The organism is Nocardioides furvisabuli (assembly GCF_021083185.1).
Classification (GTDB): domain Bacteria; phylum Actinomycetota; class Actinomycetes; order Propionibacteriales; family Nocardioidaceae; genus Nocardioides; species Nocardioides furvisabuli.
Genome location: NZ_JAIGQB010000003.1, coordinates 82,109 through 106,928 on the forward strand (window position 1 = coordinate 82,109; position 24,820 = coordinate 106,928).

Sequence of the window (24,820 nt, forward strand, 5' to 3'; positions counted from 1 at the left end):
CCTTCGGTGTCCGACATCCCACGGCCCTCACCGCTCGCGCTGGTCGGCCTCCGCCGGGAGCCACACCGCGAAGGTCGTGCCCTCCCCCAGCACCGACTCGACCTCGACGGTGCCGTGGTGGCCGGTGACGACCCGCTCGGTGATCGCCAGGCCCAGGCCGGTGCCGGGGCGCCGGCGCGCCTCGGGCCGTGACGAGCGGAAGAAGGGGGTGAAGACGTCCCCGAGCTCGGCCTCGGCGATGCCGATGCCGGTGTCGGCACACGTGAGGCGTACGCCGTCGCGCCCGCCGACGACGTCCGGCGCCAGTCGTACGTCGACGCGGCCGCCCGCGGGGGTGTACTTCAAGGCGTTGGAGAGCAGGTTGGTCACCAGCCTCTGCAGGCCGGCCAGCTCGCCCTCGACGACGAGGCCGCCGATGATGTGGGTGTGCATCTCCAGGCCGCCCAGGGCCGCGGTCGGCGCAAGGAACTGGCAGCTCTCACCCACCATCGCGGAGAGGTCCACCGGCGCCCGGGAGGTGGACCGCTCGGGGTCGCTGACAGTGGCGAGCGCCATCAGGTCCTCGATCATGTCCTCGATCCGCCGCGCGGCGCGGTCCATCGCCTGCACGGACTCCGCGCGCTCGTCCTCGTCGGGCTCGAGGGTCAACAGCTCCAGGTTGGTCCACAGCACGCTCACCGGGTTGCGCAGCTCGTGGGCCAGCGTCATGACCATGTCGCGGCGGTAGTCGTTGGTGGCGCGGAGCTCGGCATTGAGGGCGCGCTCGCGCTCCATGAGCCGGGCCTCGAGCAGCAGCCGGGCGATGTCGGCGGCCACGACGCTGGCGGCCATGATCTCGGAGGCGATCCACCGCGGCGAGTCGGGCGCACGGCCCATCGCCAAGGTGCCGAGGTAGTCGTCGCCGGCGCCGATGGGCACCAGCAGTCCCGAACCGAGCCCGTGGGTGTCCAGCAGCCGGGTGAGCGAGGGCGGGGTCTCGATGGACTCCTCCTGCATGCTCCACGTCAGCTGCCGCTCGACGACGACGTGGCCGCGCCGTCGCCACTGGCGCCGCATCAGCTCGGTCACCTCGCCGCGGTCGGCCTCGAGCTCGGCGATGACGGTGGCCTCCGAGATCACGTCGACTGTCGCGACGTCCATCGCCTCCACCATCGCCTCCGACAGCGCCGCGAGGAGCTCCTCCTCACCCAGACCTGGACGCACGTTCTCGATGGCGCGACGCGCCTGGGTGACCATGCGCACCTGCTCGCCGTAGAGCTCGCGCTCCACGATGCTGATCACGGCCTCGAAGAGCACGCCCGCCTCGACGTTGATCGCCTCGACGCTCTCGGGCGTCGGTCGCAGGCCGGACAGGGGCTCGTCGAGGTAGAGCATGCCGCGCAGCTCGCCGTCCTCGTTGAGGAGCATCCGCACCATCTGGTCGTCGGGGTCCCACCCGTCGGGCAGGTCGGACGCAGGCGCGTCGGGCTTGTGGCCGTACTCGTCCAGCCACGCTCGCGTCTCGTCGTCGAGCCGCTCGCTCGGGATGTGGCGCCAACCAGCGATCTCATCGCCGAGGTGATGGATGTGGTTGAGCTCGAGGGGGGACGCCTTGCCGAGCATCGTGTCGCGAGCGGCATCGTCCCCGGCGATGGCCACGAACTCGAGGAAGCCGTCGGAGCGGAGCGCCTCGATCGCGACGACCTTGTGGGCGGTGCGGGCGGCGACGTCCTCCGCGATGGCGTGCAGGACCGCGCGCTGGGCGTCGTTCCCCCACGCGCGTCCTCGCGGGCGTACGAATGCCCCGTTGTCTTCCCTCACGTGCTGCTCCCGCTCCCCTACGAGCCAGTGAGGGAGACGTTACGCGCGTGGTGGCGCCTTTGGCAGCAAGTTGCGATGTTCGGCGCCTGAGGTGACCCGCGGGTAACATAGGCCGCATGAAGCGTGAGATCTACGACGAGGACCACGAGGCCTTCCGCGCCTCGGTCAAGCAGTTCCTGGACCGCGAGGTCGCCCCGCACCTGGAGGCGTACGCCGACAACCACGGCCTGGACCGCGCCTTCTGGACCGCGGCCGGCAAGCAGGGCTTCCTCGGCCTGGAGATCCCCGACGAGTTCGGTGGCTCCGAGGCGGGCGACTACCGCTTCAACGCGGTGCTCACCGAGGAGCTGGCCAAGGTCAACATGACCCTGCCGAGCTGCGTGGGGATCCACGCCGACATCACCGTCCCCTACCTGGTGCACCTCACCGACGACGAGCAGAAGGCGCGTTGGCTGCCCGGCTGCGCGTCGGGCGAGATCGTCACCGCCATCGGCATGACCGAGCCCGGCGGCGGCTCCGACCTGGCCAACCTCAAGACCACGGCGGTCCGCGACGGCGACGACTGGATCCTCAACGGGTCCAAGACCTTCATCACCAACGGCGGGTCGGCCGACATCGTGCTGGTCGCGGCGCGCACCAGCCCGGAGAAGAAGGCCAAGGGCATCTCGCTGTTCGCCGTCGACACCACGCTCGAGGGCTTCAGCGTCGGTCGCGTGCTCGACAAGGTCGGCCAGGACGAGTCCGACACCGCGGAGCTCGCCTTCGACGACGTGCGCGTGAGCAACGACGACCTGGTCGGCCCGCTCGACACCGGTTTCATCTCGATGATGCAGTTCCTGCCGCAGGAGCGCCTCGGCTCGGCGATCACCAACCTCGCCCACGCCAAGCAGATCCTCGAGGAGACCGTCCAGTACGCGAAGGACCGCCAGGCCTTCGGCCAGCCGATCGGCTCCTTCCAGAACACCCAGTTCCTGCTCGCCGACCTCGTCACGCGCGTCGACGTCACCCAGGCCTTCGTGGACCAGTGCGTCATCGCGCACACCAAGCAGGAGCTGACGCCGGTCGACGCGGCGAAGGCGAAGTGGTGGACCTCGCAGGTCCAGAACGACGTCCTCGACCACTGCGTGCAGGTCCACGGCGGCTACGGCTACATGAACGAGTACCGCGTGGCCCGCGCGTGGCGCGACGCCCGCGTGACGAAGATCTGGGCCGGGTCCAACGAGATCATGAAGATGCTGATCGGACGCGACCTGGGGCTCTGAGCACAGCCTCACCTTCGTTGCGCGGCCCCGGTCGCGAGGCGAGGATCGCAGGCGTGAGCCTCGAGATCGGAACGGACGAAGAGCCCCAGCACTTCCACGACGACATGGGCGACCACGTCGGCGCGCGGCTGAACTGGCTGCGCGCCGCGGTGCTGGGCGCGAACGACGGCATCGTGTCGACCGCCGGGGTCGTGATGGGCGTCGCGGGCGCCACCGACGACAGCGGCGCGATCGTGATCGCGGGCATCGCCGCCCTGACCGCCGGCGCGCTCAGCATGGGCACCGGCGAGTACGTCTCGGTCAGCACCCAGCGCGACTCCGAGAAGGCGCTCCTCGCCCTCGAGGCGCGCGAGCTCGAGCGGATGCCGGAGACCGAGCAGTCCGAGCTGGCCCGGATGTACGAGGACAAGGGTCTCTCGCGCGCGACCGCCGAGCGGGTCGCCGCGGAGCTGACCGAGAAGGACGCGCTGCGCGCCCACGCCGACATCGAGTTCGGCATCGACCCCGACAACCTGACCAACCCGTGGCACGCGGCCTGGGCCTCGATGATCGCGTTCACCATCGGCGCGCTGCTGCCGCTGCTGGTCGTGGCCTTCGTCCCCGACGGCGTACGCATCCTGGTGACCGTGCTCAGCGTCGTCGCCGCGCTCGCGCTGACCGGCTTCGTCAGCGCGCGGATCGGCTACAGCCCGCGCCTGCCTGCGGTGGTCCGCAACGTGTCGGGCGGCCTGCTCGCGATGGGCGTGACCTACGCGATCGGCATGCTCGCCGGCACGCAGCTGGGCTGACGCCCCGGACCGTACGCCGTCAGGCCGGCACCGGCCCGGTGGAGCTGCGCATGATGAGCTCGGGCGCGAAGAGGTACTCCCGCGACGCCACCGGGTCGCCGCCGATGGCGTCCGCGAGCGCAGCCACGGCCGTGCCTCCCATCGACGCGACGGGCTGGCGCACGGTGGTGAGCGGCGGGTCGAGGAAGGCGACGAGCGGCGAGTCGTCGAAGCCGACCACCGAGACGTCGCCGGGCACGGTGAGCCCTTCGGTGCGGGCGGCGCGGATCGCTCCGATCGCCATCATGTCCGAGCCGCAGACGACGGCGGTCGCTCCCTGCTCGAGCAGCTGGGTGGTCGCCGCGGCGCCGCCCTCGACGGAGAAGATCGTCTCCGCGATCCAGCTGCGCGCCTCGACCTCGGGGAGCCCGAGGTGGCGCCCCAGCGCGGCAATGAAGCCCTCGTGCTTGCGCGCCGACGGCATGAAGCGCGCCGGGCCGATGGCCAGGCCGATCCTGCGGTGGCCGAGGTGGCAGAGGTGGGCGACGGCGATGTCCATCGCGACCCGGTCGTCGGCGGAGACGAAGGGCGCGTCGATGCCGTCGACAAAGCCGTTGATGAACACGACGGGCAGACCGCGCTCGAGCAGGACGCGGTACCGGTCGTGGTCGGCGCGGGTGTCGGCGTGCTTGCCGGAGACGAAGATGATCCCCGCGACACCGTGGTCGAGCAACGACTCGACGTACTCGTCCTCCGACAGGCTGCCCGGCGACTGGGTGCACAGCACGGGGGTGAAACGCCGCCGGGCGAGGGCGTCCTCGATGACCTGCGCGAAGGCCGGGAAGATGGGGTTCTCCAGCTCGGGCACCACCAGGCCGACCAGGCCGGCGCTGCGCTGGCGCAGCTGGGGGGGGCGCTCGTAGCCGAGCACGTCGAGGGCCGTGATCACTGCTTGCCGGGTGCTCTCGCTGACGCCCGGCTTGGAGTTGAGCACACGGCTGACGGTGGCCTCGCTGACGCGGGCCTCCGCAGCGATCTGGGCCAGCGTTGCCATGGCGCAATGAAAGCACCCTGCGCGACACTTGCACACGCACTGCAAGGTCTTTCAGATTCTGCATGTTCTTGCTAGCCTCCGGTGACCGTCATCACAGCGCCCGGCTCGGGCGCGCGTTCACCAGGAGAAATCGATGCGTCGATCCACCGCCGGCACCACCGGCATCGCCGTCGCCGCCCTCGCCCTCACGCTCGCAGCGTGCGGCAGCGACGGCGGGGACTCCGACACCAGCAGCAGCGACGCGGACGGCGCCTCCGGCGACCTCAGCGCCGAGCTCACCTGGTGGGACACCTCGGACGCCACCAACGAGGCGCCCGCCTACGACGAGCTGATCAAGAAGTTCAACGAGGAGTACCCCGACGTCACGATCGACCACGAGACCGTGCCGTTCGACCAGACGCAGAACAAGTTCAAGACCGCGGCCGAGTCCGGCTCCGGCGCACCGGACATCTTGCGCGCGGAGGTGGCCTGGACCCCCGAGTTCGCCTCGCTCGGCTACCTCTACGCCCTCGACGGCACCGCCGCGCTGGAGAACGACTTCCTGGAGACCCCGCTCTCGAGCAACGTCTACGAGGGCAAGACCTACGGCGTCCCGCAGGTCACCGACACCCTCGGCCTGATGTACAACAAGGCTCTCTTCGAGGAGGCCGGCCTCGACCCCGAGGCCCCGCCGACCACCTGGGACGAGGTCCGCGAGGCGGCCGAGGCCCTCAAGAGCGAGGCCGGGGTCGACGGCATCTACCTCAACTCCGGCGGCTACTTCCTCCTGCCGTTCCTCTACGGCGAGGGCGCCGACCTCGTCGACAGCGAGGCGCAGGAGATCACCGTCAACAGCCCCGAGGCTGCAGCCGGCATCGACGTCGCGGCCAGCATGGTCAAGGACGGCACGGCTGTGAAGCCGACCGCCAACGACCCCTACGGCACGATGATGACCCTGTTCAAGGAGCAGAAGGTCGCGATGATCATCAACGGCCCCTGGGAGGTCGCCGGGATCAGCGACGACCCGAACTTCGGTGGCATCGAGAACCTCGGCGTCGCGCCCGTCCCCGCCGGCAGCGCCGGCCAGGGCGCCCCGGTGGGCGGTCACAACTACGTCGTCTACTCCGGCATGGACGACGAGAAGGCCGAGGCCGCCGCGGCCTTCATCGCCTTCATGAGCTCCGCCGAGTCCGAGGCCTTCATCGCCGACGAGCTGGGCCTGCTCCCCGGCAACGCCGACTCCTACGACATGGTGACCAACGAGCGGGTGGCCCTGTGGGCCGACGCGATGGAGGTGGCGCAGCCGCGCCCGTGGATCCCCGAGGGCGGCCAGTTCTTCGCCGCGCTCGACACGATGGCGACCGAGGTGCTGATCCAGGGCAAGCCCGCCCAGGGCGCGCTGGACAAGGCCGCCGACACCTACAAGAGCGACGTGGTCCCGGACTACTCGCTCCGCTGACACCCCGCTGATCCCGAGCGGCCGGTCCCGGCACCACCGGGTCCGGCCGCTCGACCCAGCCCCGACCCGCACCACCTCTCGACGACGGAGACAGTCAGTTGCGCAAGAGCTTCGACAAGCACTGGTACGCGTGGGCCATGGTGCTGCCCACCGTGGTGGTGCTGGGCGTCCTGGTCTTCTACCCCCTCGTGCAGGGCGTGTGGCAGTCGTTCACCGACCTGAACGAGTCCAACCAGCGCGAGGAGATCTGCACCAAGGTCCTCGGCGGCGCGGAGACCTGCGAGCCGAACCCCGACGCCGCGCGGTTCGTCGGCCTCGACAACTACGTCGACATCCTCACCGGCACGCAGGGCAGCTTCTGGCTCCAGCTCACCAACACCCTCGTGTGGACGCTGGCCTGCGTCGCGCTGCACTACGGCGTCGGCCTGGGCCTGGCCGTCATCCTCAACCGCAACTTCCGCTTCCGCGGCTTCTACCGCGTCGCGCTGATCCTGCCGTGGGCGGTGCCGTCCTTCGTCGCGGCCTTCGCCTGGCGCTTCATCTTCGACGAGCGCTTCGGCATCGTCAACGGCGTGCTGCGTGCCGTCGGCATCGACCCGGTGGCGTGGTTCGAGCAGCGCTGGACCTCGCTGTTCACCGCGATCGTGGCCAACGTCTGGCTCGGCGTGCCCTTCATGATGGTCGCCCTGCTCGGCGGCCTCCAGTCGATCAACGGCGACCTCTACGAGGCGGCCGAGATCGACGGCGCCAGCCCGTGGCAGCGCTTCGTCAACATCACGCTCCCGGGTCTGCGCCCGGTGTCGTCCACGGTGGTCCTGCTCGGCACCATCTGGACCTTCAACATGTTCCCGATCATCTACTTCGTCACCCGCGGGCAGCCGGCCGGCTCCACCGAGATCCTGGTGACCGGCGCCTACCGGGCGGCCTTCGAGGGCATCCGCGACTACTCGCTCGCGGCCACCTACGGCGTACTGATCCTGTCGATCCTCGTCGTCTACGCCAGCGCCTACAAGCGCATGCTGGCCAAGCAGGGAGAGGTGTTCTGATGACCACGATGCCCCCGGCCGCCGTGGCCGCCGACCCCGTCGAGACCGTCGCCGGCACGCGTACGCCGCTCCCGCGCCGCCGCCGCGACCGCTCGGTCGGCGCCAGCATCGCGTTGCACGGAACGCTCGTCGTGGCGACCTTCATCGCGCTCTTCCCGATCCTGTGGGTCGTGCTGAGCTCGCTCAAGCCCGCCAGCGAGATCCGCCGCACCGAGATCCAGCTCTTCTCCAGCCCCACCCTCGACAACTACCGCCGCCTGCTGACCGAGACCGACTTCCCGACCTGGTTCGCCAACTCGGTGGTCGTGGCGGCCTTCACGATGGTCATCGGCATCGCGATGTCGGCGACAGCGGGCTACGCGCTGAGCCGCTTCAACTTCCCCGGCAGGCGCGGCCTGATGTGGGTCTTCCTGCTCACGCAGATGTTCCCGGTGGCGATCCTGATCGTGCCGATCTACACGATCATGGCCAACCTCGGGCTCATCGACACCAAGCTGTCGTTGATCATCGCCTACTGCACGGTGGCCGTGCCGTTCTGCGCGTGGATGCTGCGGGGCTACTTCGACACCATCCCCCGCGAGCTCGACGAGGCCGCCGCGCTGGACGGGCTCGGCCCCTTCAGCACCTTCTGGCGGATCATCCTGCCGCTGGCGCGTCCGGGCCTGGCGGTGACGGCGTTCTACACGTTCCTCACCGCGTGGGGCGAGGTGGCGTACGCCATCGCCTTCATGCAGGGCAGCGACCACTACACGCTCGGCGCCGGGCTCCAGCAGTTCGTCCCGCAGTTCAGCCCGCGGTGGGAGCTGCTCACCGCGGGTGCGGTGCTCATCACCGTGCCGGCCGCGATCGTGTTCTTCTTCGCCCAGCGCCACCTCGTCGCCGGCCTCACCGCCGGTGGCACGAAGGGCTGACCCGGCAGCATTGACACTTTCCATGTTGGAAAGTACTTTCTCCCATACAGGAGTCCACCACACCGGGGAGAACACATGGACATCAGCCCGCGCCAGGCCGACGAGGCCCTCAGGGGCGCCGCGACGCTCGACAACCCGCACGACCGCCGGGTCCACGGCACGGCCACCGCGGCAGCCGGGGTGGTGCTGGCGGCCTACGTCGTGCTCGGGCGACTCGTGAAGGTCTCACCGTGGGACGACGTGGTGGTGGCCGGCTACGTCCTGGTCCTGCTCGCCCTCGCGACGTGGCAGGCGCGGGTCGCGCGAACGGTGCCGCGCAACGCCCGGATCCTGGGCTATCTCGGCCTGGGTGGCGCGATCCTCGTCATCATCCCCGTCCTCGGCTGGCTCAACTGGCTCGAGCACGTCGGTGATCCCGGGGTCCTCGTCGTGGTGGCCATCAGCTCGCTGGTCGCGGTGCCGCCGGGGGTCGCCGGGGCCGTCGTCGCCACCGGCGGTCGGCGGTGAGCGCCGGTTCGAGCCACGCGCGCCACGGCCTCGACGAGGTCATCCACGCACCCGTGCGCTTCAGCATCGTCGCGGCGCTCGCCAGCGTCGACGAGGCGGAGTTCGCCCTGGTGCGCGACACCGTCGAGGTCTCCGACTCCGTGCTGTCCCGGCAGGTCGCGCAGCTCGAGGCGGCCGGCTACGTCAAGGTCCGCAAGGGCTACGTCGGCAAGCGCCCGCGCACGTGGCTGAGCCTCACGCGCGCCGGGCGCACGGCGTACCGCGCCCACCTCGACGCGCTACGGGCCATTGCCGGCGAGTGAGCCTCAGCCGAGCGCGGCGACGATCTCGTTGACCTTGTCCTTGGCGTCGCCGAAGAGCATCTGCGCGTTGTCCTTGAAGAAGAGCGGGTTCTGCACGCCGGCGTAGCCGGTGGCCATCGACCGCTTGAAGACGACCACGTCGCGCGCTCTCCAGACCTCGATGACCGGCATCCCGGCGATCGGCGAGCCCGGCTCCTCCATCGCGGCGGGGTTGACGGTGTCGTTGGCGCCGATCACGAGCACGACGTCCACCTCGGGGAGGTCGTCGTTGATCTCGTCCATCTCGAGCACGATGTCGTAGGGCACCCTGGCCTCCGCGAGCAGCACGTTCATGTGACCGGGGAGCCGGCCGGCGACCGGGTGGATGCCGAAGCGGACGTCGACGCCCTTCTCGCGCAGCCGCCTGGTCATCTCCGCGACGGGGTACTGCGCCTGCGCGACCGCCATGCCGTATCCCGGGGTGATGACGACCGACGAGGCGCCGGCCAGCATCTCGGCGACGTCGGCGACCTGGATCTCGCGGTGCTCGCCGTAGTCGCGGTCCTCCCCGCTGACGGCGCCGTCGGAGCCGAAGCCGCCGGCGATGACGCTCACGAAGGAGCGGTTCATCGCCTTGCACATGATGTAGCTGAGGATCGCACCCGAGGAGCCCACGAGGGCACCGGTGATGATCAGCAGGTCGTTGCCGAGCATGAAGCCCGCCGCTGCGGCTGCCCACCCGCTGTAGCTGTTGAGCATCGACACCACGACCGGCATGTCGCCACCGCCGATCGCGGCGACGAGGTGGAAGCCGAGGAACAGCGCGAGGGCCGTCATCGCCAGCAGCGGCACCAGGCCCAGCGCCAGCTCGCCGTCGAGCGCGACGAACCACACCATCAGCAGCACCGAGACGACGATGACCGCGAGGTTGAGCTGGTGGCGGCGGGGCAGGACCAGCGGGGAGGAGGACATCCGTCCGCTCAGCTTGGCCCAGGCCACGATCGAGCCGGTGAAGGTGACCGCGCCGATGAAGACCCCGATGAAGACCTCGACGTCGTGCACGCCGTCGGCGAAGCCCTCGTACTCCAGGTAGGAGTTGATGCCGACCAGCACGGCAGCGAGACCGACGAAGCTGTGGAGCATCGCGACGAGCTCGGGCATACCGGTCATCTCGACGGTGCGGGCGCGCCAGGCTCCCACCGCCGCGCCGGCGCCCATCATCAGCAGCACCAGCAGGAGGGTGACGGCGAAGCTGCGCTCGTCGAGGAGCTCGGCCTTCTGGGCCGCCAGGAGGAGGGTGGCCACCAGTGCGAGCGCCATGCCGCCCATGCCGGCGATGTTGCCGACCTTGGCGGTCTCGTGCCTGGACAGGCCCGCCAGCGCGGCGATGAAGAGCAGCCCGGCGACGAGGTAGGCACCGGTGACGAAGCCGAAGAGGTTGTCGGAGGCCAGGAAGTCGCTCACGTCAGTCCTTCCTGAACATCTCGAGCATGCGCAGCGTCACGAGGAAGCCTCCGAAGATGTTGATGCTCGCCACGAAGACCGCGACGAGCGCGAGCAGCATCACGGCGAGGTTGTCGCTGCCGACCTGCAGGATCCCGCCGACCAGGATGATCCCGGAGATGGCGTTGGTCTCCGCCATGAGCGGTGTGTGCAGGGCGTGCGAGACGTTGGAGATCACGTAGTAGCCGACCACGACGGCGAGGGCGAAGACCGTGAAGTGGCCCAGGAAGCTGCCCGGGGCCAGCGCGGCCACCACTGCGAAGGCCGCGGCCCCGAGACCGGCTGCGTACCACTTGCGCCGGGGGTCGGGCGGGGGCGCCGGCGCCTCCTCGACCGGCATCACCTTCGTCGCCCCGGCCGGGGCGGCAGACACCTGGACCGGCGGCGGGGGCCACATCGTGTCCCCGTCGCGGGTGACCGTGATGCCGCGCTGGACCACGTCGTCCATGTCGAGGGTGAGCTCGCCGTCCTTGGCGGGGGTGAGCAGCTTGAGCAGGTTGACGACGTTGGTGCCGTAGAGCTGGCTGGTCTGCGCCGCGAGGCGGCCGGCGAGATCGGTGTAGCCCAGCACGGTCACGCCGTTGGCGGTGACCACGCGCTCGTCCGTGACCGTCGTCTCGACGTTGCCGCCGTTGGCGGCCGCCATGTCCACGATGACCGATCCGGGCTTCATCGCCGCGACGGTCTCGGCGCTGATGAGCTGCGGGGCGGGGCGGCCGGGGATCAGGGCGGTGGTGATGACGATGTCGGCGGCGCGCGCCTCCTCGTCGTACATCGCCGCGGTGGCGGCCTCCTGCTCGGCGGTCATCTCCTTGGCGTAGCCGTCGGAGGAGACCTCCTGCTCCATGTCGACGGTGACGAACTGCGCGCCCATCGACTCGACCTGCTCGGCCACCTCGGGGCGTACGTCGAACGCGCGCACGACCGCGCCCAGAGAACCCGCGGCGCCGATGGCGGCGAGCCCGGCGACACCGGCGCCGACGACGAAGACGCGCGCCGGCGGCACCTTGCCGGCTGCGGTGACCTGGCCGGTGAAGAGCCGGCCGAACTCGTGGGCCGCCTCGATGACGGCGCGGTAGCCCGCGACGTTGGCCATCGACGACAGCACGTCCATCGACTGCGCCCGGGAGATGCGCGGCACCGCGTCCATCGCGAGCGCGGTCACGCCCGCAGCGGACAGCCGCTCGACGAGCTCGGGGCTGCGAGCCGGGGCCATCAGTGCGATCACGGTCGCGCCGGGACGCAGCCGGGCGACCTCGTCGTCGGTGGGGGCGTTGACCTTCACCACGACGTCGCTCGCCCAGACCTCGTCCGCCGTGCCGACGTGGATGTCGGCGTCGGCGTACGCGGTGTCTGGCTGGTCGGCGGCAACGCCGGCGCCCTGCTCGACCACGACGTCGTAGCCCAGCGACACCAGCTGTGCCGCCGTCTTCGCCGTCGCGGCGACGAGGGTCTCGCCGGGTCGTGACTCACGTGGGATGCCGATGCGCACTGCTGCCTCCTGGGTGGGGGCTCGGGACCTGGTCGGGGCCGGAGCGGCGTGCGGGCCGGGGCACAACGTACCGAAACGAAGGCTCTTGTCACCCGTGTCTCAGGTGGCGCGCGTCGCGAGCGCGCCCACCCGTTGGGGCCAGGCGGGCGCGACCACGGGCGGGGAGCGGTGTTGAATGGCCGCTGTCCGACATCGACGAGCAGGAGCTCAACGTGAACAAGACCGAACTGCGTGACGCCATCGCCTCGCACGCCGAGCTGACCAACGCCCAGGCCGACAAGGCACTCGAGGCCGTCATCACCTCCATCACCACCGCCGTCGCCGGTGGCGACAAGGTGACCGTGCCGGGCTTCGGGACCTTCGAGTCCCGTGAGCGCTCGGCGCGCACGGGCCGCAACCCGCAGACCGGCGAGACCATGGAGATCGCCGCCAGCAAGGCGCCGGCCTTCAAGCCGGCTGCAGCGTTCAAGAACGCCGTCAACGGCTGACCTGATCCACCGCCACTCGGCCCCGTGAGGTCTCCTCGCGGGGCCGAGGTGCGTGACGACAACTTTCGGGGCCGATGGCTGGTCACACGGGTTCGTCCACGATCAAGGGGAACCATGAGGACCATCAGTCTGACCGCCGCCACGCTCCTGGGCGCGGCCCTGCTCGCACCGATCAGCACGGCCACCGCAGCGGGTGGGACATGTCAGGGACAGGCGGCGACCATCGTCGGGACGCCCGGCGCCCAGATCGTGGGCACGGAGGGCGCGGACGTCATCGTCACGAACGACGCGACACATGTCGACGCGCTCGGCGGCGATGACGCGGTGTGCGTGACCGGCGAGGACCCCCGGTTCACCAACAGCGGCGTCGGCGCCGTCCTCGGCGCGGGGGCCGACACGTTCATCGACTCCAGCCGCGGCGGATCCACGATCCACGCGGGCACCGTCGACGGCACCGACACCGAGGCGGACGTCATCCGCTCCAGCGGCTTCGGCACCGTCTTCTCCGGCATGGCGGGCCAGCCGAATGCCGACACCATCGACCTCGCCTTCGGCGAGGTCGTCTGGAGCGGCATCCAGACCGCTCCGGGCACCCTGTCCGTGGGCACGGGCGGCATCCTGGGCGTCGAGTCCGCCACCGGCGACGTCACCATGAAGGCCAGCGGCACCGTGACCGGGAACGACACCGCCCTCACCTGGACCGGCCAGTTCGACCGGCTGGTCTTCACCACGACGGCCGAGCGCGGCATGTTCACGTTCCGCGGCACCAGCGGCGCCGAGCACGTCAAGGTCAACGCACCGACGACGTACGACCGCAACATCGCGCTTCGCAGCGGCAAGGACTCCTACGAGTCCAACAGCCTGGGCGGGAAGGCGACGCGGATCAAGGGCGACGGTGGTCGCAACCAGCTGCTGCTCGAGCTCACCAGCCACGGTCGCGTGCGCGCCGACCTGAGCCGTTCGCGGGTGACGGCCACCAAGGCCGGCAAGGAGAGCTCGATCCGCGTACGCGGTTTCGACGACCTCGTCGTGAGCGCCAAGCGCGCCGACGTCATCGGCACCAACCGCGCGAACAGGATCGGTGTCATCGCGTGCCGGACGACCATCAGTGGCAGGAAGGGCCGAGACGATCTTTACGCCGACGTGCGCTACCGCGGCCTCGGCACGTGGACCACGCCAAGGTGCGGCACGCAGAGGGCCACGATCCACGGCGGCCCCGGCAACGACACCCTCACCGGCAGCCTCGGCGATGACCGCCTCATCGGCGGCCCGGGCAGGGACATCGTGCAGGGGCGCACGGGCGGGTTCGACGTGTGCCAGGGCGAGAAGCTCCGGGAGTGCGAGAAGCGCATCTGAGGTGGGGCGAACAGCGCTCCCGACCAGACGATGGCCTGCGGTGCTCTCGGGGAGGGTCAGGCCCCGCCGCCGGAGTAGGCGCCGAACGCGTCGATGACTTCCTCCGCTTCGCGGCGAGCGCCGGCCTGCAGGTACTCCATGGCTTGCAGTGCCGCGTCGTGCGCCTCGAGGCTCGAGCCGGCGACGCAGTCCTCGATCACGCGACAGAAGTAGTCGTGCTGGTGTGCGTCCACGAACGTGTAGTGCACGCACACGTCGGTGTGTCCGCCGACGAGGAACAGGGTGTCGGCGCGTAGCCCCTTGAGCAGGATCTCGAGCTCGGTGCCGAAGAAGCACGAATAGCGGCGCTTGCGGATGACGTAGTCATCGGCTCGGACACCGAGGTTGGTGGCCAGCTCGGTCCCGGGATCGCCCTCGAGGAGGTGGACGCCTTCCGCTCCGTCGAGCTCCCGACCGAAATCGACGAGGTCGCGGCGGTGGGCTTCCTGGAAGAAGATCACCGGAACGCCGCCTTCCCGGGCGGCGCGAACGAGGGCGGGCACGCGTTCCATGGCCTCTGCGTAGCCCGGCATGAACGGGATGGCTGACTCGCCGGAAGGCGGCTCCCCGCCCTGGATGTCGATGACGATCAGGACGGGCCGGCCCTCGATCAGGTCGCGCGGGGTGGTGCTCATGGTTGGACGTCCTCTCCCATGGTGGGTGGGCAGGAGTAATGGCCGCGTGGCTCGGTTCGCGTGAGCACTCGCATGCGGGTGGTCGATGCGCGCGGCGCTGGGACGTGGCGAACGGCGCGTCGGGCACGCCCTGCGCCGAGTGCCTCGATCGAGGTCTGGGAAGTCATGAGCGGGACGCCTCCTTGTTCGGGGCGTCGTCGTGCAGACCGGGTACGGCGCGTCTCGTCCGGGACTGGTCAGGAGATCAGTCGGCAGAAAAGTAGCACGCGCCGCGGGTCGTGTGCCGCGGCCCCGCCGCGGCAGCTCCACCTCCGCCGCTCGACCAGCGCGGCGGGAGCGTTCTTCGTTCTGCAGACGCGCCTGTGGCCCGCCGATGCTGGAGCGGCGGGGGTGTGGGGCGGGGTCATCTTCGCGGTGACGGGATGCCGGGTGGACCGGGGTCGGGCGGGTCGAGTGCGATGGTGCCGGTGCGGTCGCGGCGGTAGCGATGACCGTGGGGGCTGGTCCACTCGAACACTCCCGGCGCGACCATCCGGTATTGCCAGGCGGAGTGGGTCTTCAGCCGGTGGTGGAACCGGCACAACGCAGCGAGGTTGTCGGTGTGCGTCGGTCCGGGTTGGGGTCGGCCTGCTGCGTCGGCGTGATGGTCGTACTCGGTGACGTGGTCGACGTCGCATCCCCTGGCGGGGCGATCGCACCACGGGAAAACACAGGTGCGGTCGCGGAGGATGACGTGCTCACGGATCCGGTCGGGGATCGCGTAGCCCGGCGCGGCCTTCTCGACGTTGAGGTCGATGACCGGCTTGACGGTGATCGTGGTGCGGGAGTCGCCGCACCAGCCCTTGAGCTGGTCGATCAGGAGGAGCCGCTGTCCCTCCTCGAGACGCCCGGTCGGTCCGAAGATCGTGGTGTCGCCGGACAGGGTGGCGTCGACGTGGGCGTGGAGCACGACTTCCCGCGCGACCGGCAGAGCCTGCCCGTCGTCCGAGCGGTTGGTGTGTCCGTGCTGGAAGAGGTCGAGCGCGGTTTGCGTCCGGGCCAGGTCACCGAGCGCCTTCGCGCGACGTGCATCCAACGACTCCACAGAGCCGAGGGCCTTGAGGGTGGCGGCTCGGTGGGCGAGGGCCTGGTGGAGGTCGAGGCCGTCGGCGAGGTCGACCTCGGCCTCGAGCCGCACGGTGCCGGCGAAGTGGACGTCCTGGTCGTGGATCGTGACGTGGCGCGGGTCGACATGGAGATACCCGTCCTCCGGGTCAGCTGCCGGATCCTGACCGGCGAGGTCGAACCTCTTGATGGTCTCGGCGACCAGCCGGTCGAGCTGCGCGGGACCGATCCGACCTGCGACCGCGGCGACCTGGCTGTCGACGAACGCGGCTGCTTCCCGGGTGAGGGCCGGGGTGGAGTGGATCGTGACCTCCGCAACCGCCCGGGCGCGCCAAGCAGGAACCCGTCCGGCGTGCACCTGCGCCCACAACCTAGGGAGGCGGTGGCGGAGCTCGAGGGCGTGACCGATGAGCTTCTTCGCCGACACGCTCGTGATGCCCAGGACAGTGCCGAGCTCGGCGACACAGAACTCCGCGACCAGCGGAGTGCCGGGTCCGGCGATCGGCTCCTCGTGCTCACACCCCGCCACCGTGAACGAGGCTGCAGTGTGGATCGACTCCGGTGGGTGGAGGTCAGCCCAGCGTGCAGCGAGGTCGAGCTGCTCCGCCGCGGCAGCATCCTCAGCAGACCGGGCCGAACGGATCGAGGCGAGCAGTGCTGCGGGACCAAGGGCGTCTGCCCCGGCCCATGCTCCCGCTTCCAGTCTCTCGATCATGCGTTCGAGTCTAGAGAAGGGGTCCGACAGCGGGGCAGGGTCTCGACACGCCTCGCTCGTTCCTCGCTCGGCTACTCGACCACCGAAGAAGGGTCAGTGCGCGACGCCGTACAGCCGGTCGCCGGCGTCGCCGAGGCCCGGGACGATGTAGCCCTTCTCGTTCAGCTTCTCGTCCTGCGCGGCCGTGACGACTGTGACCGGGACGTCGAGGCCCTCGAGGCCCTTCTCGAGGTTGGCCACGCCCTCGGGGGCGACGAGCAGGCAGATCGCGGTGATGTCGTCGGCACCGCGGTCGGTGAGGAAGCGGATCGCCGCGGCGAGGGTGCCGCCGGTGGCGAGCATGGGGTCGAGGACGTAGCACTGGCGCCCGGAGAGGTCCTCGGGCAGGCGCTCGGCGTACGTGGACGCCTCGAGGGTCTCCTCGTTGCGCACCATGCCGAGGAATCCGACCTCGGCCGTCGGCAGCAGCCGCATCATGCCGTCGAGCATGCCGAGCCCGGCGCGCAGGATCGGGACGACCATCGGCTTGGGCTGGGCGAGGTAGACGCCCGTGGTCGGACCGACCGGTGTGGTGATGTCCATCGGGTCGACGCGCACCTCGCGGGTCGCCTCGTAGGCCAGGAGCGTCACGAGCTCATCGGTCAGCCGACGGAAGGTCGGCGAGTCGGTGTTCTCGTCGCGGAGGACGGTGAGCTTGTGGGAGACGAGGGGGTGGTTCACCACGTGCAGGCGCATGGCGCTCACCCTAGTGGGTCCGGGTCCCGGCGGATCGCTCCCGCGAGAGGGTTGGCGGACCCTGTGGTTTCTGCGACATTGGATGTCCGATTGACGGTGGGGAGGCCGGTCATGTCCGAGCAGAGCGGCGAGATCGACTTCGCGCTGGCCGCGTTCGTCGAGGACGGCGCCTGGCAGGTGCAGGACATCGCCCCCCCTGCCTTCGAGACCATCGAGGCGTTGAGCCACGCGCTGCGCCACGTCTCGGGCGAGTCCGGGGCGGTCGGCATGGTCGCTGTCGACGAGGACTTCTTCGTGCTCGTGCGGGTCGACCACACCACGACCCGGGTGCTGCTCTCCGACGTCACCGCCGCCGACGAGTGGGAGCTGGCCCAGTCGGCGATGGACTTCCTCGGCCTCCCGCCACCGGAGGACGACGACATCCAGGAGCCGGCCGGCGACCTCGACCTCCTCGCCGACCTCGGCCTGCACGCCATCGACATGGGCGCGCTGCTCGACGACGTCGAGGCCTACCCTGACGAGGTGCTCTCCGACATCGCCCGCCGCCTCGGCTTCGGTGAGCTCTTCGACGACGCCGTGGGCCTCACCTCGGCATGACGCGCGTGGACACCTGGGACGGCGCCATGCGCCTGGCCCTCACCGAGGCGCGCACCGCGCTCGCCGGCGACGACGTACCCGTCGGTGCGGTCGTCCTCGACGCCGACGGCACCGTCATCGGCACCGGCCGCAACACCCGCGAGGCCGAGGGCGACCCCACCGGCCATGCCGAGGTCGTGGCGCTGCGTGCCGCCGCGGCCGCGCGCGGCGAGTGGCGGCTCACCGGCTGCACCCTCGTCGTCACGCTCGAGCCCTGCACCATGTGCGCCGGCGCGCTCGTGCTCGCGCGGGTCGACCGCCTCGTCTTTGGTGCCTACGACGACCAGCTGGGCGCGGTCGGCTCGCTCTGGGACGTGGTCCGCGACCGTCGCCTCAACCACCGACCCGAGGTCGTGGCGGGCGTGCTGGCCGCCGAGTCGACGGCCCTGCTCGACACCTTCTTCGCCCGCCATCGCTGACCCCCGGGAGGAGCCATGACCGAGGTCCGACGCGCCACGCCCGACGACGCCCCCGTGCTCGCCCGGCTCCTGTGGGACTTCAACACCGAGTTCGACACCGAGACCGACGAGGTGGAGGTGCTTGCCGCGCGGTTTGCGCGGCTGCTGGGTCTCGAGCCGATGGTCGCGGTCCTCGGCGACGACGACGGGGAGGCCGTGGGCTTCGCCCTGCTGAGCCTGCGACCGGCCATCTGGTTCGACGGACCGGTGTCGCAGCTCGAGGAGCTCTACGTCGTGCCCGACCTGCGTGACCGCGGCATCGGCACGCAGGTGCTGGACCTGTCGCGACGGATCGTGCAGGACCTGGGCTCCCCCGAGATGCACATCAACGTCGACGAGGTCGACGCCGACACCCGGCGCTTCTACGAGCGGCACGGCTTCCGCAACATCGAGGCGGGCACCGACCACCGGATGCTCTGCTACATCGGGCCGACGTCGGGCGACCCGATCCCGAGCTGATCGCGGCTGGCGCGCAGGCGCTCGAGGTCGAAGGCCGACGTGCCCTCACGCTCGCTGGCAGCCAGCAGCTCGTCGACCTGGACGCGGACCCGCTCGACGGTCTCCGGTGCGGCGAGCCGCACGACGCGCCCCGCCAGGCGCAGCGAGGCGCGCACGACCTCCGGGTCGCCGGCGGCGTAGAGCCTGAGGTCGTCGAAGACCAGGTCGACCAGCTCAGCGCCCGAGGGCAGGCGCCAGACCAGGCGGACGACGCCCCGGTCGTCGACCCACCCGTCGCCCGGTGCCGGGTGGCGCATGGCCCGGGCCATCCCGGAGGCGAGCTCCTCCACGACGTTGCGCGCGGTGTAGGGGTCGTTGGTCGACGGCGACACCGCGCGCACGGCCATCTCGACCATCTGTTGCACGGCGAGCTCGATGTCCTGCGTCGGTGTCCTCGTGTCACCCACGCGCACGTGGGCGCACACGATCCGGCTCATCTCCTCCGCGTCCCCGCTGACCCGCGCCAGCGGCTCACCCGCCATCACGTGGGTGCCGGGTGTGGCGACGAGCTCGGCCACCCCGACACCGGTTGCGGCCCGGACCAGGGCCGACGCGTCGACGAAGGTGACGTAGCCCGTGCGCGGCGCGAGGACGTCGGCGGACGCGACGGCCAGCGCGTCGGCGGGGACCCGCTCGAGACCGACGTCCCCGTAGAGGTCGTCGACGGCGGCCTCGAGCTCGGCCCGGACCCGTCGCACGAGCGTCGGGACCTGGATCACGTCGGAGATGTGGTGCAGGAAGAAGACCAGCGCGGCGACGCTGGCCAGGGCGAGCAGGAGGGCGCCGTAGACCGCGACGTGCGGCACGAAGGTGATGCCGTCGGACGAGTCCTGCACGCGTCGCAGCACCATCAGGCAGTAGACGAACGTGCCGACGAAGAGCCCCAGCACCCGCTGGTTGCTGCGGTCGGACATGAAGTTGCGCACCAGCCGCGGGCCGTAGGTCGACGACGCGGTCGCGATCACCGACATCGTGATCGAGAAGGTGGTGGCGGCCACGGCGAGGACCGACCCACCGATCGCGACGAGGATGCCCCGACTGCCCTCGACCCCGATGAGGAAGGACTCGGGGAGCACATCGACGGTGCGCGCGTCGAGCCACAGGTCCAGGACGATGACGCCCTGGGCGAGCCCGATGGCCGCCACCACCATGACGCCCGGGACGAACCACATGGACTCGCGGAGCTGCGCCTGGCGCGCACGGATCTTCACCTCGCCCACCATAGGCGGACGAGGGCGCGGGCTACCCGCCCGCCGAGGTGAGCTCCTCCACGCCCTCGGCCAGGCACTCCTCGAGGCTGCGGAGGTCGGCGACCGCGCTGGCGTCGACGTTGACGCCGATGCAGGCGGTGTCGCCGACGGTCACCAGGCAGACGGTCAGCGCGGCACCGGGCAGCGGCCCGAGGACGTACATCCCCTGCACCTCGGCCCCGGCCATGAAGCGCTGGCGCGGCGGTCCCGGCAGGGTCAGCACGAAGGCGTCGGGCGGGACGGCGGTGCGCAGCGCCGAGGCGCCGACGAAGGCGGGCATCCGGTTCACCACGGGCGCCGCGGCGTCGAGCACCTCCAGCGCACGCTCGGTGTGCAACGAGAGCACCTCACCGCGCACCGCTGCCACCCGGTCGACGGGATCCTCGATGGAGAGCGGACCCGAGATCAGCGCCTGCGCGAAGCGGTTGCCGAGGTCGTCGGCACGGTCGAGGGAGACGCGTACGCCGACCGGGAGCTCGCGCACGTCGCTGCCCCGCCGTGCGTGGTAGCGGCGCAGCCCGCCGAGCACCATCGCCACCGCGGCGTCGTCGAGGGTGCCACCGCCCTGCCGGGCGACGGCGCGCAGCGGAGCGAGCGGCGCCTCGAAGGTGAGGAAGGTCCACCTCTTGCCGGTGCGCGGCGACAGCTGGGGCGAGGGACGGGCGGTCTGTGTCAGCAGCCGGCGCACCGACGCGCCGTAGCGCAGCGCCGAGGCAACGACCGCCTGGGGCCGGACGGCCGCGTGGCCGAGGGTCCGCACGCTCGTGCGGGCCAGGTCCGGCAGGGTCGAGACGTCGGCCCGCAGGCCGGCCACGGCCAGCTCGACCCCGTCGACGCCCACCGGCGCGGCCACCTCGTCGCCGAGCGGCTTGCGCGCGGTGTGGGCACGTCGTCCCGACTGGAGCATCGACAGCAGCTGCACGGTCCCGAGCGGGTCAGCGAGCGCGTGATGGATCTTGAGGACGTACGCCGCCCCCTCACCGCCCTCGACGGGCACGCCCTCGTAGAGCACGCCCTCCCACAGCGGGCGGGAGCGGTCGAAGGGGCGCAGCGCGACCTGGGCGGCCTGGGCGAGCATCTCCTCGCGGCTCGAGACCCGCTCGCGACGCAGGTGGTAGCCCAGGTCGAAGGTCGGGTCGTCGGCCCACGTCGGCGGCGCGGTCGGCACGACCGGGTCCACGACGCGCTGGCGCAGGCGGCGTACGAGCCCGGTGCCCCACTCGGTCGCGGCAACGAAGCGCTTCCAGTCCGGCGCCCGGTCCAGGTCGATCACCACGGTCGTGGTGGACGACTGCACGGGGTGGCGCTCGGCGCGCCAGAGCAGGGTCTGCATCGGCGTCAGCTCGGCGCCGGCCGACCAGGCGGCCGCCCCGCCCCAGCGCTCGAGGTCCTCACCGGCGCTCATGCCGGCCACCTCGCGAGCGTCTGCTCGAACTTCGCGTGCAGTGCGGCGATGCGCTCGCTCATGTCGTCGACGCTCCAGTCGGTCTCGGGCTCCAGCACGCACACGTCGACGACGCCGGGGTTGAGCACCAGGGAGCTGCGCCGCATCAGCTCGCCGGTGTTGCGCAGCACGATGGGCACCACCGGCACCCCCGCCTGGGCGGCGAGGTGGAAGGCGCCCTTGCGGAAGGGTCCGAGCACCGGCGTCGCCGAGCGCGTGCCCTCGGGGAAGATCATCAGCGACGTGCCGCCGTGGATCCGCTCGACGACCCCGTCGAGGGTCGCGCGGGCCGAAGCGGAGTCGGACCGGTCGATCCAGGCCGGGTCGATGACGAGCGAGCCGACGAAGGTCCGCGGGTCCCAGCGGGCCTCCTTCTTGGCCACGATGGTGAAGTCGCGCTCGAGAAGATTGCCCAGGACCGGGATGTCGAGCGCGCTCTGGTGGTTGGCGACGAAGATGGCGGGGCGGTGGGTCCAGAGCCGCTCGCGGTTCTGCACATCGACCTCCACGCCCGCGAGCGCCATCGGCAGCGAGGTGGCCAGCCTGACAGCGAGGTTGCGGCCCTCGTGGGCGTCGCGACGGGCCAGCCCGTAGGCCAGCCCGGCGACCACGCCGGTGTTCATGCCGGCCAGGGCGGCCACCGTGCGACCGGCCGCGACGAGCGAGCCGCCGACCGGGTCTGAGAGGTCGAGCACCGGCCAGCCCAGGCGGGCAGCAGCGGCGCGGAGGTCACGGTGCGGGTTGAGCGCGGTGGGGTGCCCGACGGAGGAGAGGAACGCGACGTCCTCGTAGCCGTTGCCGTAGGCGTAGGAATCGGCGAGGTCGACGCCGTGCTCGCGCGCGAAGGCGCGTACGCCGCTCGCCTTGTGGCGGCCCCACAGCATCGGTCCGTCGGTGGCGCCGGTGAACTGGCCGTCCTCGACGACGAGCTGGGTGCAGACGAGGTGCTCGACGCCGAGGTCCCGGGCGACCGGCGCGATCTGGTACTTCGTCGCCGCGGACGCCACCGCGACCGTGTGGCCGGCGCGCTGGTGGGCCATCACGAGCGCGCGGGACTCGCGGCGGATGGTGCCGGCGATCTTGGACCGGAACAGTCGTTCGCCGAGGTCGGCGAAGGCCTCCTCGGACTCCCCGCGCATGGCGGAGAAGGCGACGTGGGCGATGCGGGTGGGGTCGCCGCCGAGCTCGCCGTCGACCGCGGTCACGACGGTGCGGAGGAACTCGGCCGGCGACACGTCGCGGCCCTTGAGCCGGTCGCCGTAGAAGGTGGCCGCGGTGTAACCCGCGACGAGGGTGCCGTCGAGGTCGAAGAAGGCGCCCACGGTCGGTCCCTGGGGACCGGCCTCGATCGCCTCGATCGCCTCCTGCGCTGCGGCCGAGAGCCCGCTCACCGGCTGTCCTGCGACGCTGCGTCGGCGTGGGCCTGCGCCTCGGGCTGGGTCTCGGGCTGGGTCTGTGGCTGCGGCAGCACGACCTGCACCGGCTCGCCGGCGATCTCGCCGATCACGTTGACCCGGCGGACCGCCTCGCGCAGCTCCGCGGCGAAGGCCTCGCGCGCCGATCCGGTGCCCGGGCCGCCCTCGAGCAGGCCTTTGTGGCGCGCGAGCGCCATCGCGGTGCGGAAGAGCTCCAGCGAGATCGACTCCGCGCTCGCGACCCGGCGCTGCAGCGCCCACTGGCGTCCCACGGCCAGTGCGTCGGCGAGCAGGTCGTCCTCGTCGACGGGGCTGTCGCCGCGGTCGGCGAGCCGGTCGGCGAGCACGAGGTAGGCGTCGAGGAAGGGTCGCAGCACCAGGTGCGCGAGGTGCGGGCGCGCGCCGACGAGCAGCTCGCGGGCGCGCTCGGGGGACATGTCGCCAGGACCTGATCCGGTGCCTTCGCCCACGAGGAGCCGGAGCTCGGCGCGCAGGTCGTCCTCGAAGCCCGCGCGGCTCGGGAAGAAGAACTCGAACTTCAGCAGGTCGCGCATCCGCTTGGCCTCCTCCCAGCCCACCTGGAGCGTGCCGCCCTGCGGCAGCTCGGCGTCCGGCTCGAGCTCGGAGACGGTGAGCAGCGCGAGCTCGCCGATCGCCCGCTCGACGAGGATGTGGATGACGGTGTTGCGGTAGAACGCGGCCACCAGGTGCTGGTCGTCGCCGATCTTCCAGACCGGCTCGGTGCCCTGGTCGTACGCCGTCAGCACCCCGCTGCGTGCCAGCTCGGCGAGCGCGCGGCGGATGGTCGAGCGGTCCCGCAGGTCGGCGGCACCGGCGACGGGCCAGTTGCGCGCGTCGATGTAGGCCGCCAGCGGCTCGACGGTCTCGAGCACCTCCTCGACGGTCAGCGCCCGGTCGGCACCCAGCAGCGCCAGTGACACGATGGCGGTGACCGTCACCGGCGTGGCGCGGTTGAGGCGGTGGGAGATGTCGAGGGCGACGCGCTCGACGGCCTGGTGCCCGGTCACGCCCTCGGCGGCCAGCTCGTCCATCTTCTCGCGCAGCGAAAACGGCTCGCCGACGGTCAGGTAGGCGCGGCCGAGGCGGTTGCGCTGGAGACGCGCGAAGCGGACCAGCCAGCGCCAGTCCTCCGGCGTCTTGCTGGCACCGCGGGCCTCCGCGGTCATCAGCGACACCTCGTGCAGCTGGTCGTAGACCACCGAGACGGGCACGACCTGCACGTCCGGGGCCTCGTCGCCGTCCACGGTGTCCGTGAGGTACTTGAGGATCCCGTGCACCGGCGGACGCAGCTTGCCGGTGCGCGTGCGGCCGCCCTCGATCGACCACGCCATGTTGCGCTTGTTCGTCACCATCTGGCGGATGTAGGAGCGCAGCGCGAGGCGGTAGACCGGGATCTCCTGCGTCGAGCGTCGGATGAAGATCAGGCCGGTCCGACTGGCCACGGTGCCGATGATCGGCAGGTTGAGGTTGGCGCCGCCGAAGGTGTAGGTGGGCGAGAACCGCCGGGACGACAGGGCGTTCGGGATCACCATGCCGTCGAGGTAGGAGCGGTGGCTGAAGGCGAGCGCGAGGCTGTGCGAGCGGTCGAGCCGCTTGAGCTCCTGCATGTCGTCCTCGTCGACCAGCACGTCGTAGGCCCGGAGGAACCAGTCGCCCATCCGCGCCCAGCCCTGGGAGGTGCGGTCGTCGTGGGCCGCGGACATCTCGTGGAGGTAGCCCTTGACCTCGGACCACACCTCCTCCTCGGGTCGTCCCTGCTCGTCGGCCGCCTCCGCGACGGCGCGCTGGAAGCGCTTGTCGTGGAGGAGCTCGGTCACCTCCGGCGGCGGCGCGGCCGGCAGCCGCTCCCCCACCGACCTGGGCAGCGCAGACCTCGCAACATCCCGGACACGGCGTACGACGGTCATGGTCAGCCACGCTCCTTCCCTCTCGCAGAGGCGCGAGCACAAGCGTGCGGCGAAAGTT

General features: G+C 71.1%; 23 protein-coding genes and 1 riboswitch. Of the genes, 12 read left to right on the forward strand and 11 right to left on the reverse strand.

The features are described 5' to 3' along the window. Positions 1-27: 27 nt before the first annotated feature. The gene (locus K4G59_RS20415) at positions 28-1,800 is read right to left on the reverse strand and encodes a sensor histidine kinase (RefSeq protein ID WP_231250213.1); all 1,773 of its coding nucleotides are present in this window, start codon (positions 1,798-1,800) and stop codon (positions 28-30) included. 116 nt (positions 1,801-1,916) lie between these two features. Between K4G59_RS20415 and K4G59_RS06775 the strand changes: the two genes are divergently transcribed. Continuing rightward, entirely contained in the window at positions 1,917-3,062 is a 1,146-nt protein-coding gene (locus K4G59_RS06775) for an acyl-CoA dehydrogenase family protein (protein WP_231250214.1), read from the forward strand. Positions 3,063-3,115: 53 nt separating this feature from the next. After that, on the forward strand, positions 3,116-3,850 hold the full coding sequence (locus tag K4G59_RS06780) for a VIT1/CCC1 transporter family protein (RefSeq protein ID WP_231250215.1): 735 nt from the start codon (positions 3,116-3,118) through the stop codon (positions 3,848-3,850). 19 nt (positions 3,851-3,869) lie between these two features. Here K4G59_RS06780 and K4G59_RS06785 read toward each other — a convergent pair whose 3' ends face one another. Next, complete coding sequence (locus tag K4G59_RS06785) at positions 3,870-4,883, reverse strand: LacI family DNA-binding transcriptional regulator (RefSeq protein WP_231250216.1); 1,014 nt, start codon at positions 4,881-4,883, stop codon at positions 3,870-3,872. A gap of 133 nt (positions 4,884-5,016) precedes the next feature. Between K4G59_RS06785 and K4G59_RS06790 the strand changes: the two genes are divergently transcribed. From K4G59_RS06790 to K4G59_RS06810, 5 genes are all read left to right on the forward strand, one after another. Beyond that, a complete protein-coding gene (locus K4G59_RS06790) occupies positions 5,017-6,321 on the forward strand; it encodes an extracellular solute-binding protein (protein WP_231250217.1) in 1,305 nt (434 codons plus the stop codon). Positions 6,322-6,419: 98 nt separating this feature from the next. Further along, entirely contained in the window at positions 6,420-7,367 is a 948-nt protein-coding gene (locus K4G59_RS06795) for a carbohydrate ABC transporter permease (protein WP_231250218.1), read from the forward strand. After that, on the forward strand, positions 7,367-8,278 hold the full coding sequence (locus K4G59_RS06800) for a sugar ABC transporter permease (RefSeq protein WP_231250219.1): 912 nt from the start codon (positions 7,367-7,369) through the stop codon (positions 8,276-8,278). The genes K4G59_RS06795 and K4G59_RS06800 overlap by 1 nt, the downstream gene beginning before the upstream one ends. Before the next feature lie 75 nt (positions 8,279-8,353). Further along, on the forward strand, positions 8,354-8,785 hold the full coding sequence (locus K4G59_RS06805) for a hypothetical protein (RefSeq protein WP_231250220.1): 432 nt from the start codon (positions 8,354-8,356) through the stop codon (positions 8,783-8,785). Then, complete coding sequence (locus tag K4G59_RS06810) at positions 8,782-9,087, forward strand: winged helix-turn-helix domain-containing protein (protein ID WP_231250221.1); 306 nt, start codon at positions 8,782-8,784, stop codon at positions 9,085-9,087. The genes K4G59_RS06805 and K4G59_RS06810 overlap by 4 nt, the downstream gene beginning before the upstream one ends. A gap of 3 nt (positions 9,088-9,090) precedes the next feature. Here K4G59_RS06810 and pntB read toward each other — a convergent pair whose 3' ends face one another. Together pntB and K4G59_RS06820 are read right to left on the reverse strand one after the other, a co-directional pair. Then, the gene (gene pntB, locus K4G59_RS06815; RefSeq protein WP_231250222.1) at positions 9,091-10,530 is read right to left on the reverse strand and encodes a Re/Si-specific NAD(P)(+) transhydrogenase subunit beta; all 1,440 of its coding nucleotides are present in this window, start codon (positions 10,528-10,530) and stop codon (positions 9,091-9,093) included. Position 10,531: 1 nt separating this feature from the next. Further along, on the reverse strand, positions 10,532-12,061 hold the full coding sequence (locus K4G59_RS06820; protein ID WP_231250223.1) for a Re/Si-specific NAD(P)(+) transhydrogenase subunit alpha: 1,530 nt from the start codon (positions 12,059-12,061) through the stop codon (positions 10,532-10,534). A gap of 212 nt (positions 12,062-12,273) precedes the next feature. Between K4G59_RS06820 and K4G59_RS06825 the strand changes: the two genes are divergently transcribed. Together K4G59_RS06825 and K4G59_RS06830 are read left to right on the forward strand one after the other, a co-directional pair. Then, complete coding sequence (locus K4G59_RS06825; protein WP_207083501.1) at positions 12,274-12,549, forward strand: HU family DNA-binding protein; 276 nt, start codon at positions 12,274-12,276, stop codon at positions 12,547-12,549. Positions 12,550-12,663: 114 nt separating this feature from the next. Further along, a complete protein-coding gene (locus tag K4G59_RS06830) occupies positions 12,664-13,905 on the forward strand; it encodes a hypothetical protein (RefSeq protein ID WP_231250224.1) in 1,242 nt (413 codons plus the stop codon). 56 nt (positions 13,906-13,961) lie between these two features. Here the strand turns inward: K4G59_RS06830 and K4G59_RS06835 are convergent, their stop codons facing one another. From K4G59_RS06835 to upp, 3 genes are all read right to left on the reverse strand, one after another. Continuing rightward, positions 13,962-14,579: a cysteine hydrolase family protein gene (locus K4G59_RS06835; protein WP_231250225.1), complete on the reverse strand. Its 618-nt coding sequence runs from the start codon at positions 14,577-14,579 to the stop codon at positions 13,962-13,964. Between the two features lie 188 nt (positions 14,580-14,767). After that, positions 14,768-14,832, reverse strand: a riboswitch (guanidine-III (ykkC-III) riboswitch). Between the two features lie 150 nt (positions 14,833-14,982). Beyond that, positions 14,983-16,398, reverse strand: a complete 1,416-nt coding sequence (locus tag K4G59_RS06840; RefSeq protein ID WP_231250226.1) for an HNH endonuclease signature motif containing protein — start codon at positions 16,396-16,398, stop codon at positions 14,983-14,985. A 93-nt stretch (positions 16,399-16,491) separates the two neighbouring features. After that, positions 16,492-17,133: a uracil phosphoribosyltransferase gene (upp, locus tag K4G59_RS06845; protein ID WP_224279618.1), complete on the reverse strand. Its 642-nt coding sequence runs from the start codon at positions 17,131-17,133 to the stop codon at positions 16,492-16,494. Positions 17,134-17,244: 111 nt separating this feature from the next. Here upp and K4G59_RS06850 point away from each other — a divergent pair, with 111 nt between their 5' ends. Genes K4G59_RS06850 through K4G59_RS06860 form a run of 3 tightly spaced genes read left to right on the forward strand, consistent with a single transcriptional unit; the run spans position 17,245 to position 18,686 of the window. Further along, positions 17,245-17,730 carry a tRNA adenosine deaminase-associated protein gene (locus tag K4G59_RS06850; protein ID WP_231250227.1) on the forward strand — a complete coding sequence of 162 codons (486 nt, stop codon included), beginning with the start codon at positions 17,245-17,247 and terminating at the stop codon, positions 17,728-17,730. Next, the gene (locus K4G59_RS06855) at positions 17,727-18,188 is read left to right on the forward strand and encodes a nucleoside deaminase (protein WP_231250228.1); all 462 of its coding nucleotides are present in this window, start codon (positions 17,727-17,729) and stop codon (positions 18,186-18,188) included. The genes K4G59_RS06850 and K4G59_RS06855 overlap by 4 nt, the downstream gene beginning before the upstream one ends. Before the next feature lie 15 nt (positions 18,189-18,203). Then, on the forward strand, positions 18,204-18,686 hold the full coding sequence (locus tag K4G59_RS06860) for a GNAT family N-acetyltransferase (protein WP_231250229.1): 483 nt from the start codon (positions 18,204-18,206) through the stop codon (positions 18,684-18,686). On the opposite strand, the gene K4G59_RS06865 is transcribed toward K4G59_RS06860, so the two are convergent. From K4G59_RS06865 to K4G59_RS06880, 4 genes are read right to left on the reverse strand one after another with little or no spacing between them, the layout of a single operon-like run. Then, the gene (locus K4G59_RS06865) at positions 18,647-19,936 is read right to left on the reverse strand and encodes a DUF2254 domain-containing protein (protein ID WP_231250230.1); all 1,290 of its coding nucleotides are present in this window, start codon (positions 19,934-19,936) and stop codon (positions 18,647-18,649) included. The genes K4G59_RS06860 and K4G59_RS06865 overlap by 40 nt on opposite strands. Positions 19,937-19,967: 31 nt before the next feature. Beyond that, positions 19,968-21,380 (reverse strand): wax ester/triacylglycerol synthase domain-containing protein, encoded by a 1,413-nt coding sequence (locus K4G59_RS06870; RefSeq protein ID WP_231250231.1) that lies wholly within the window; start codon positions 21,378-21,380, stop codon positions 19,968-19,970. Next, on the reverse strand, positions 21,377-22,810 hold the full coding sequence (locus K4G59_RS20420; RefSeq protein WP_231250232.1) for an HAD-IB family hydrolase: 1,434 nt from the start codon (positions 22,808-22,810) through the stop codon (positions 21,377-21,379). The genes K4G59_RS06870 and K4G59_RS20420 overlap by 4 nt, the downstream gene beginning before the upstream one ends. Continuing rightward, positions 22,807-24,762: a lysophospholipid acyltransferase gene (locus K4G59_RS06880; RefSeq protein WP_231250233.1), complete on the reverse strand. Its 1,956-nt coding sequence runs from the start codon at positions 24,760-24,762 to the stop codon at positions 22,807-22,809. The genes K4G59_RS20420 and K4G59_RS06880 overlap by 4 nt, the downstream gene beginning before the upstream one ends. Positions 24,763-24,820: the final 58 nt, after the last annotated feature.

Excerpts from the sequence above, each read along its gene's own strand:
- K4G59_RS06860 (WP_231250229.1), top strand. The coding sequence starts at position 18,204 with ATGACCGAGGTCCGACGCGCCACGCCCGACGACGCCCCCGTGCTCGCC.
- K4G59_RS06850 (WP_231250227.1), top strand. The coding sequence starts at position 17,245 with ATGTCCGAGCAGAGCGGCGAGATCGACTTCGCGCTGGCCGCGTTCGTC.
- K4G59_RS06790 (WP_231250217.1), top strand. The coding sequence starts at position 5,017 with ATGCGTCGATCCACCGCCGGCACCACCGGCATCGCCGTCGCCGCCCTC.
- upp (WP_224279618.1), bottom strand. The coding sequence starts at position 17,133 with ATGCGCCTGCACGTGGTGAACCACCCCCTCGTCTCCCACAAGCTCACC.
- K4G59_RS06805 (WP_231250220.1), top strand. The coding sequence starts at position 8,354 with ATGGACATCAGCCCGCGCCAGGCCGACGAGGCCCTCAGGGGCGCCGCG.
- K4G59_RS06775 (WP_231250214.1), top strand. The coding sequence starts at position 1,917 with ATGAAGCGTGAGATCTACGACGAGGACCACGAGGCCTTCCGCGCCTCG.
- K4G59_RS06830 (WP_231250224.1), top strand. The coding sequence starts at position 12,664 with ATGAGGACCATCAGTCTGACCGCCGCCACGCTCCTGGGCGCGGCCCTG.
- K4G59_RS06870 (WP_231250231.1), bottom strand. The coding sequence starts at position 21,380 with ATGAGCGCCGGTGAGGACCTCGAGCGCTGGGGCGGGGCGGCCGCCTGG.
- K4G59_RS06785 (WP_231250216.1), bottom strand. The coding sequence starts at position 4,883 with ATGGCAACGCTGGCCCAGATCGCTGCGGAGGCCCGCGTCAGCGAGGCC.
- K4G59_RS06800 (WP_231250219.1), top strand. The coding sequence starts at position 7,367 with ATGACCACGATGCCCCCGGCCGCCGTGGCCGCCGACCCCGTCGAGACC.
- K4G59_RS06840 (WP_231250226.1), bottom strand. The coding sequence starts at position 16,398 with ATGATCGAGAGACTGGAAGCGGGAGCATGGGCCGGGGCAGACGCCCTT.
- K4G59_RS06880 (WP_231250233.1), bottom strand. The coding sequence starts at position 24,762 with ATGACCGTCGTACGCCGTGTCCGGGATGTTGCGAGGTCTGCGCTGCCC.
- K4G59_RS06855 (WP_231250228.1), top strand. The coding sequence starts at position 17,727 with ATGACGCGCGTGGACACCTGGGACGGCGCCATGCGCCTGGCCCTCACC.
- K4G59_RS06835 (WP_231250225.1), bottom strand. The coding sequence starts at position 14,579 with ATGAGCACCACCCCGCGCGACCTGATCGAGGGCCGGCCCGTCCTGATC.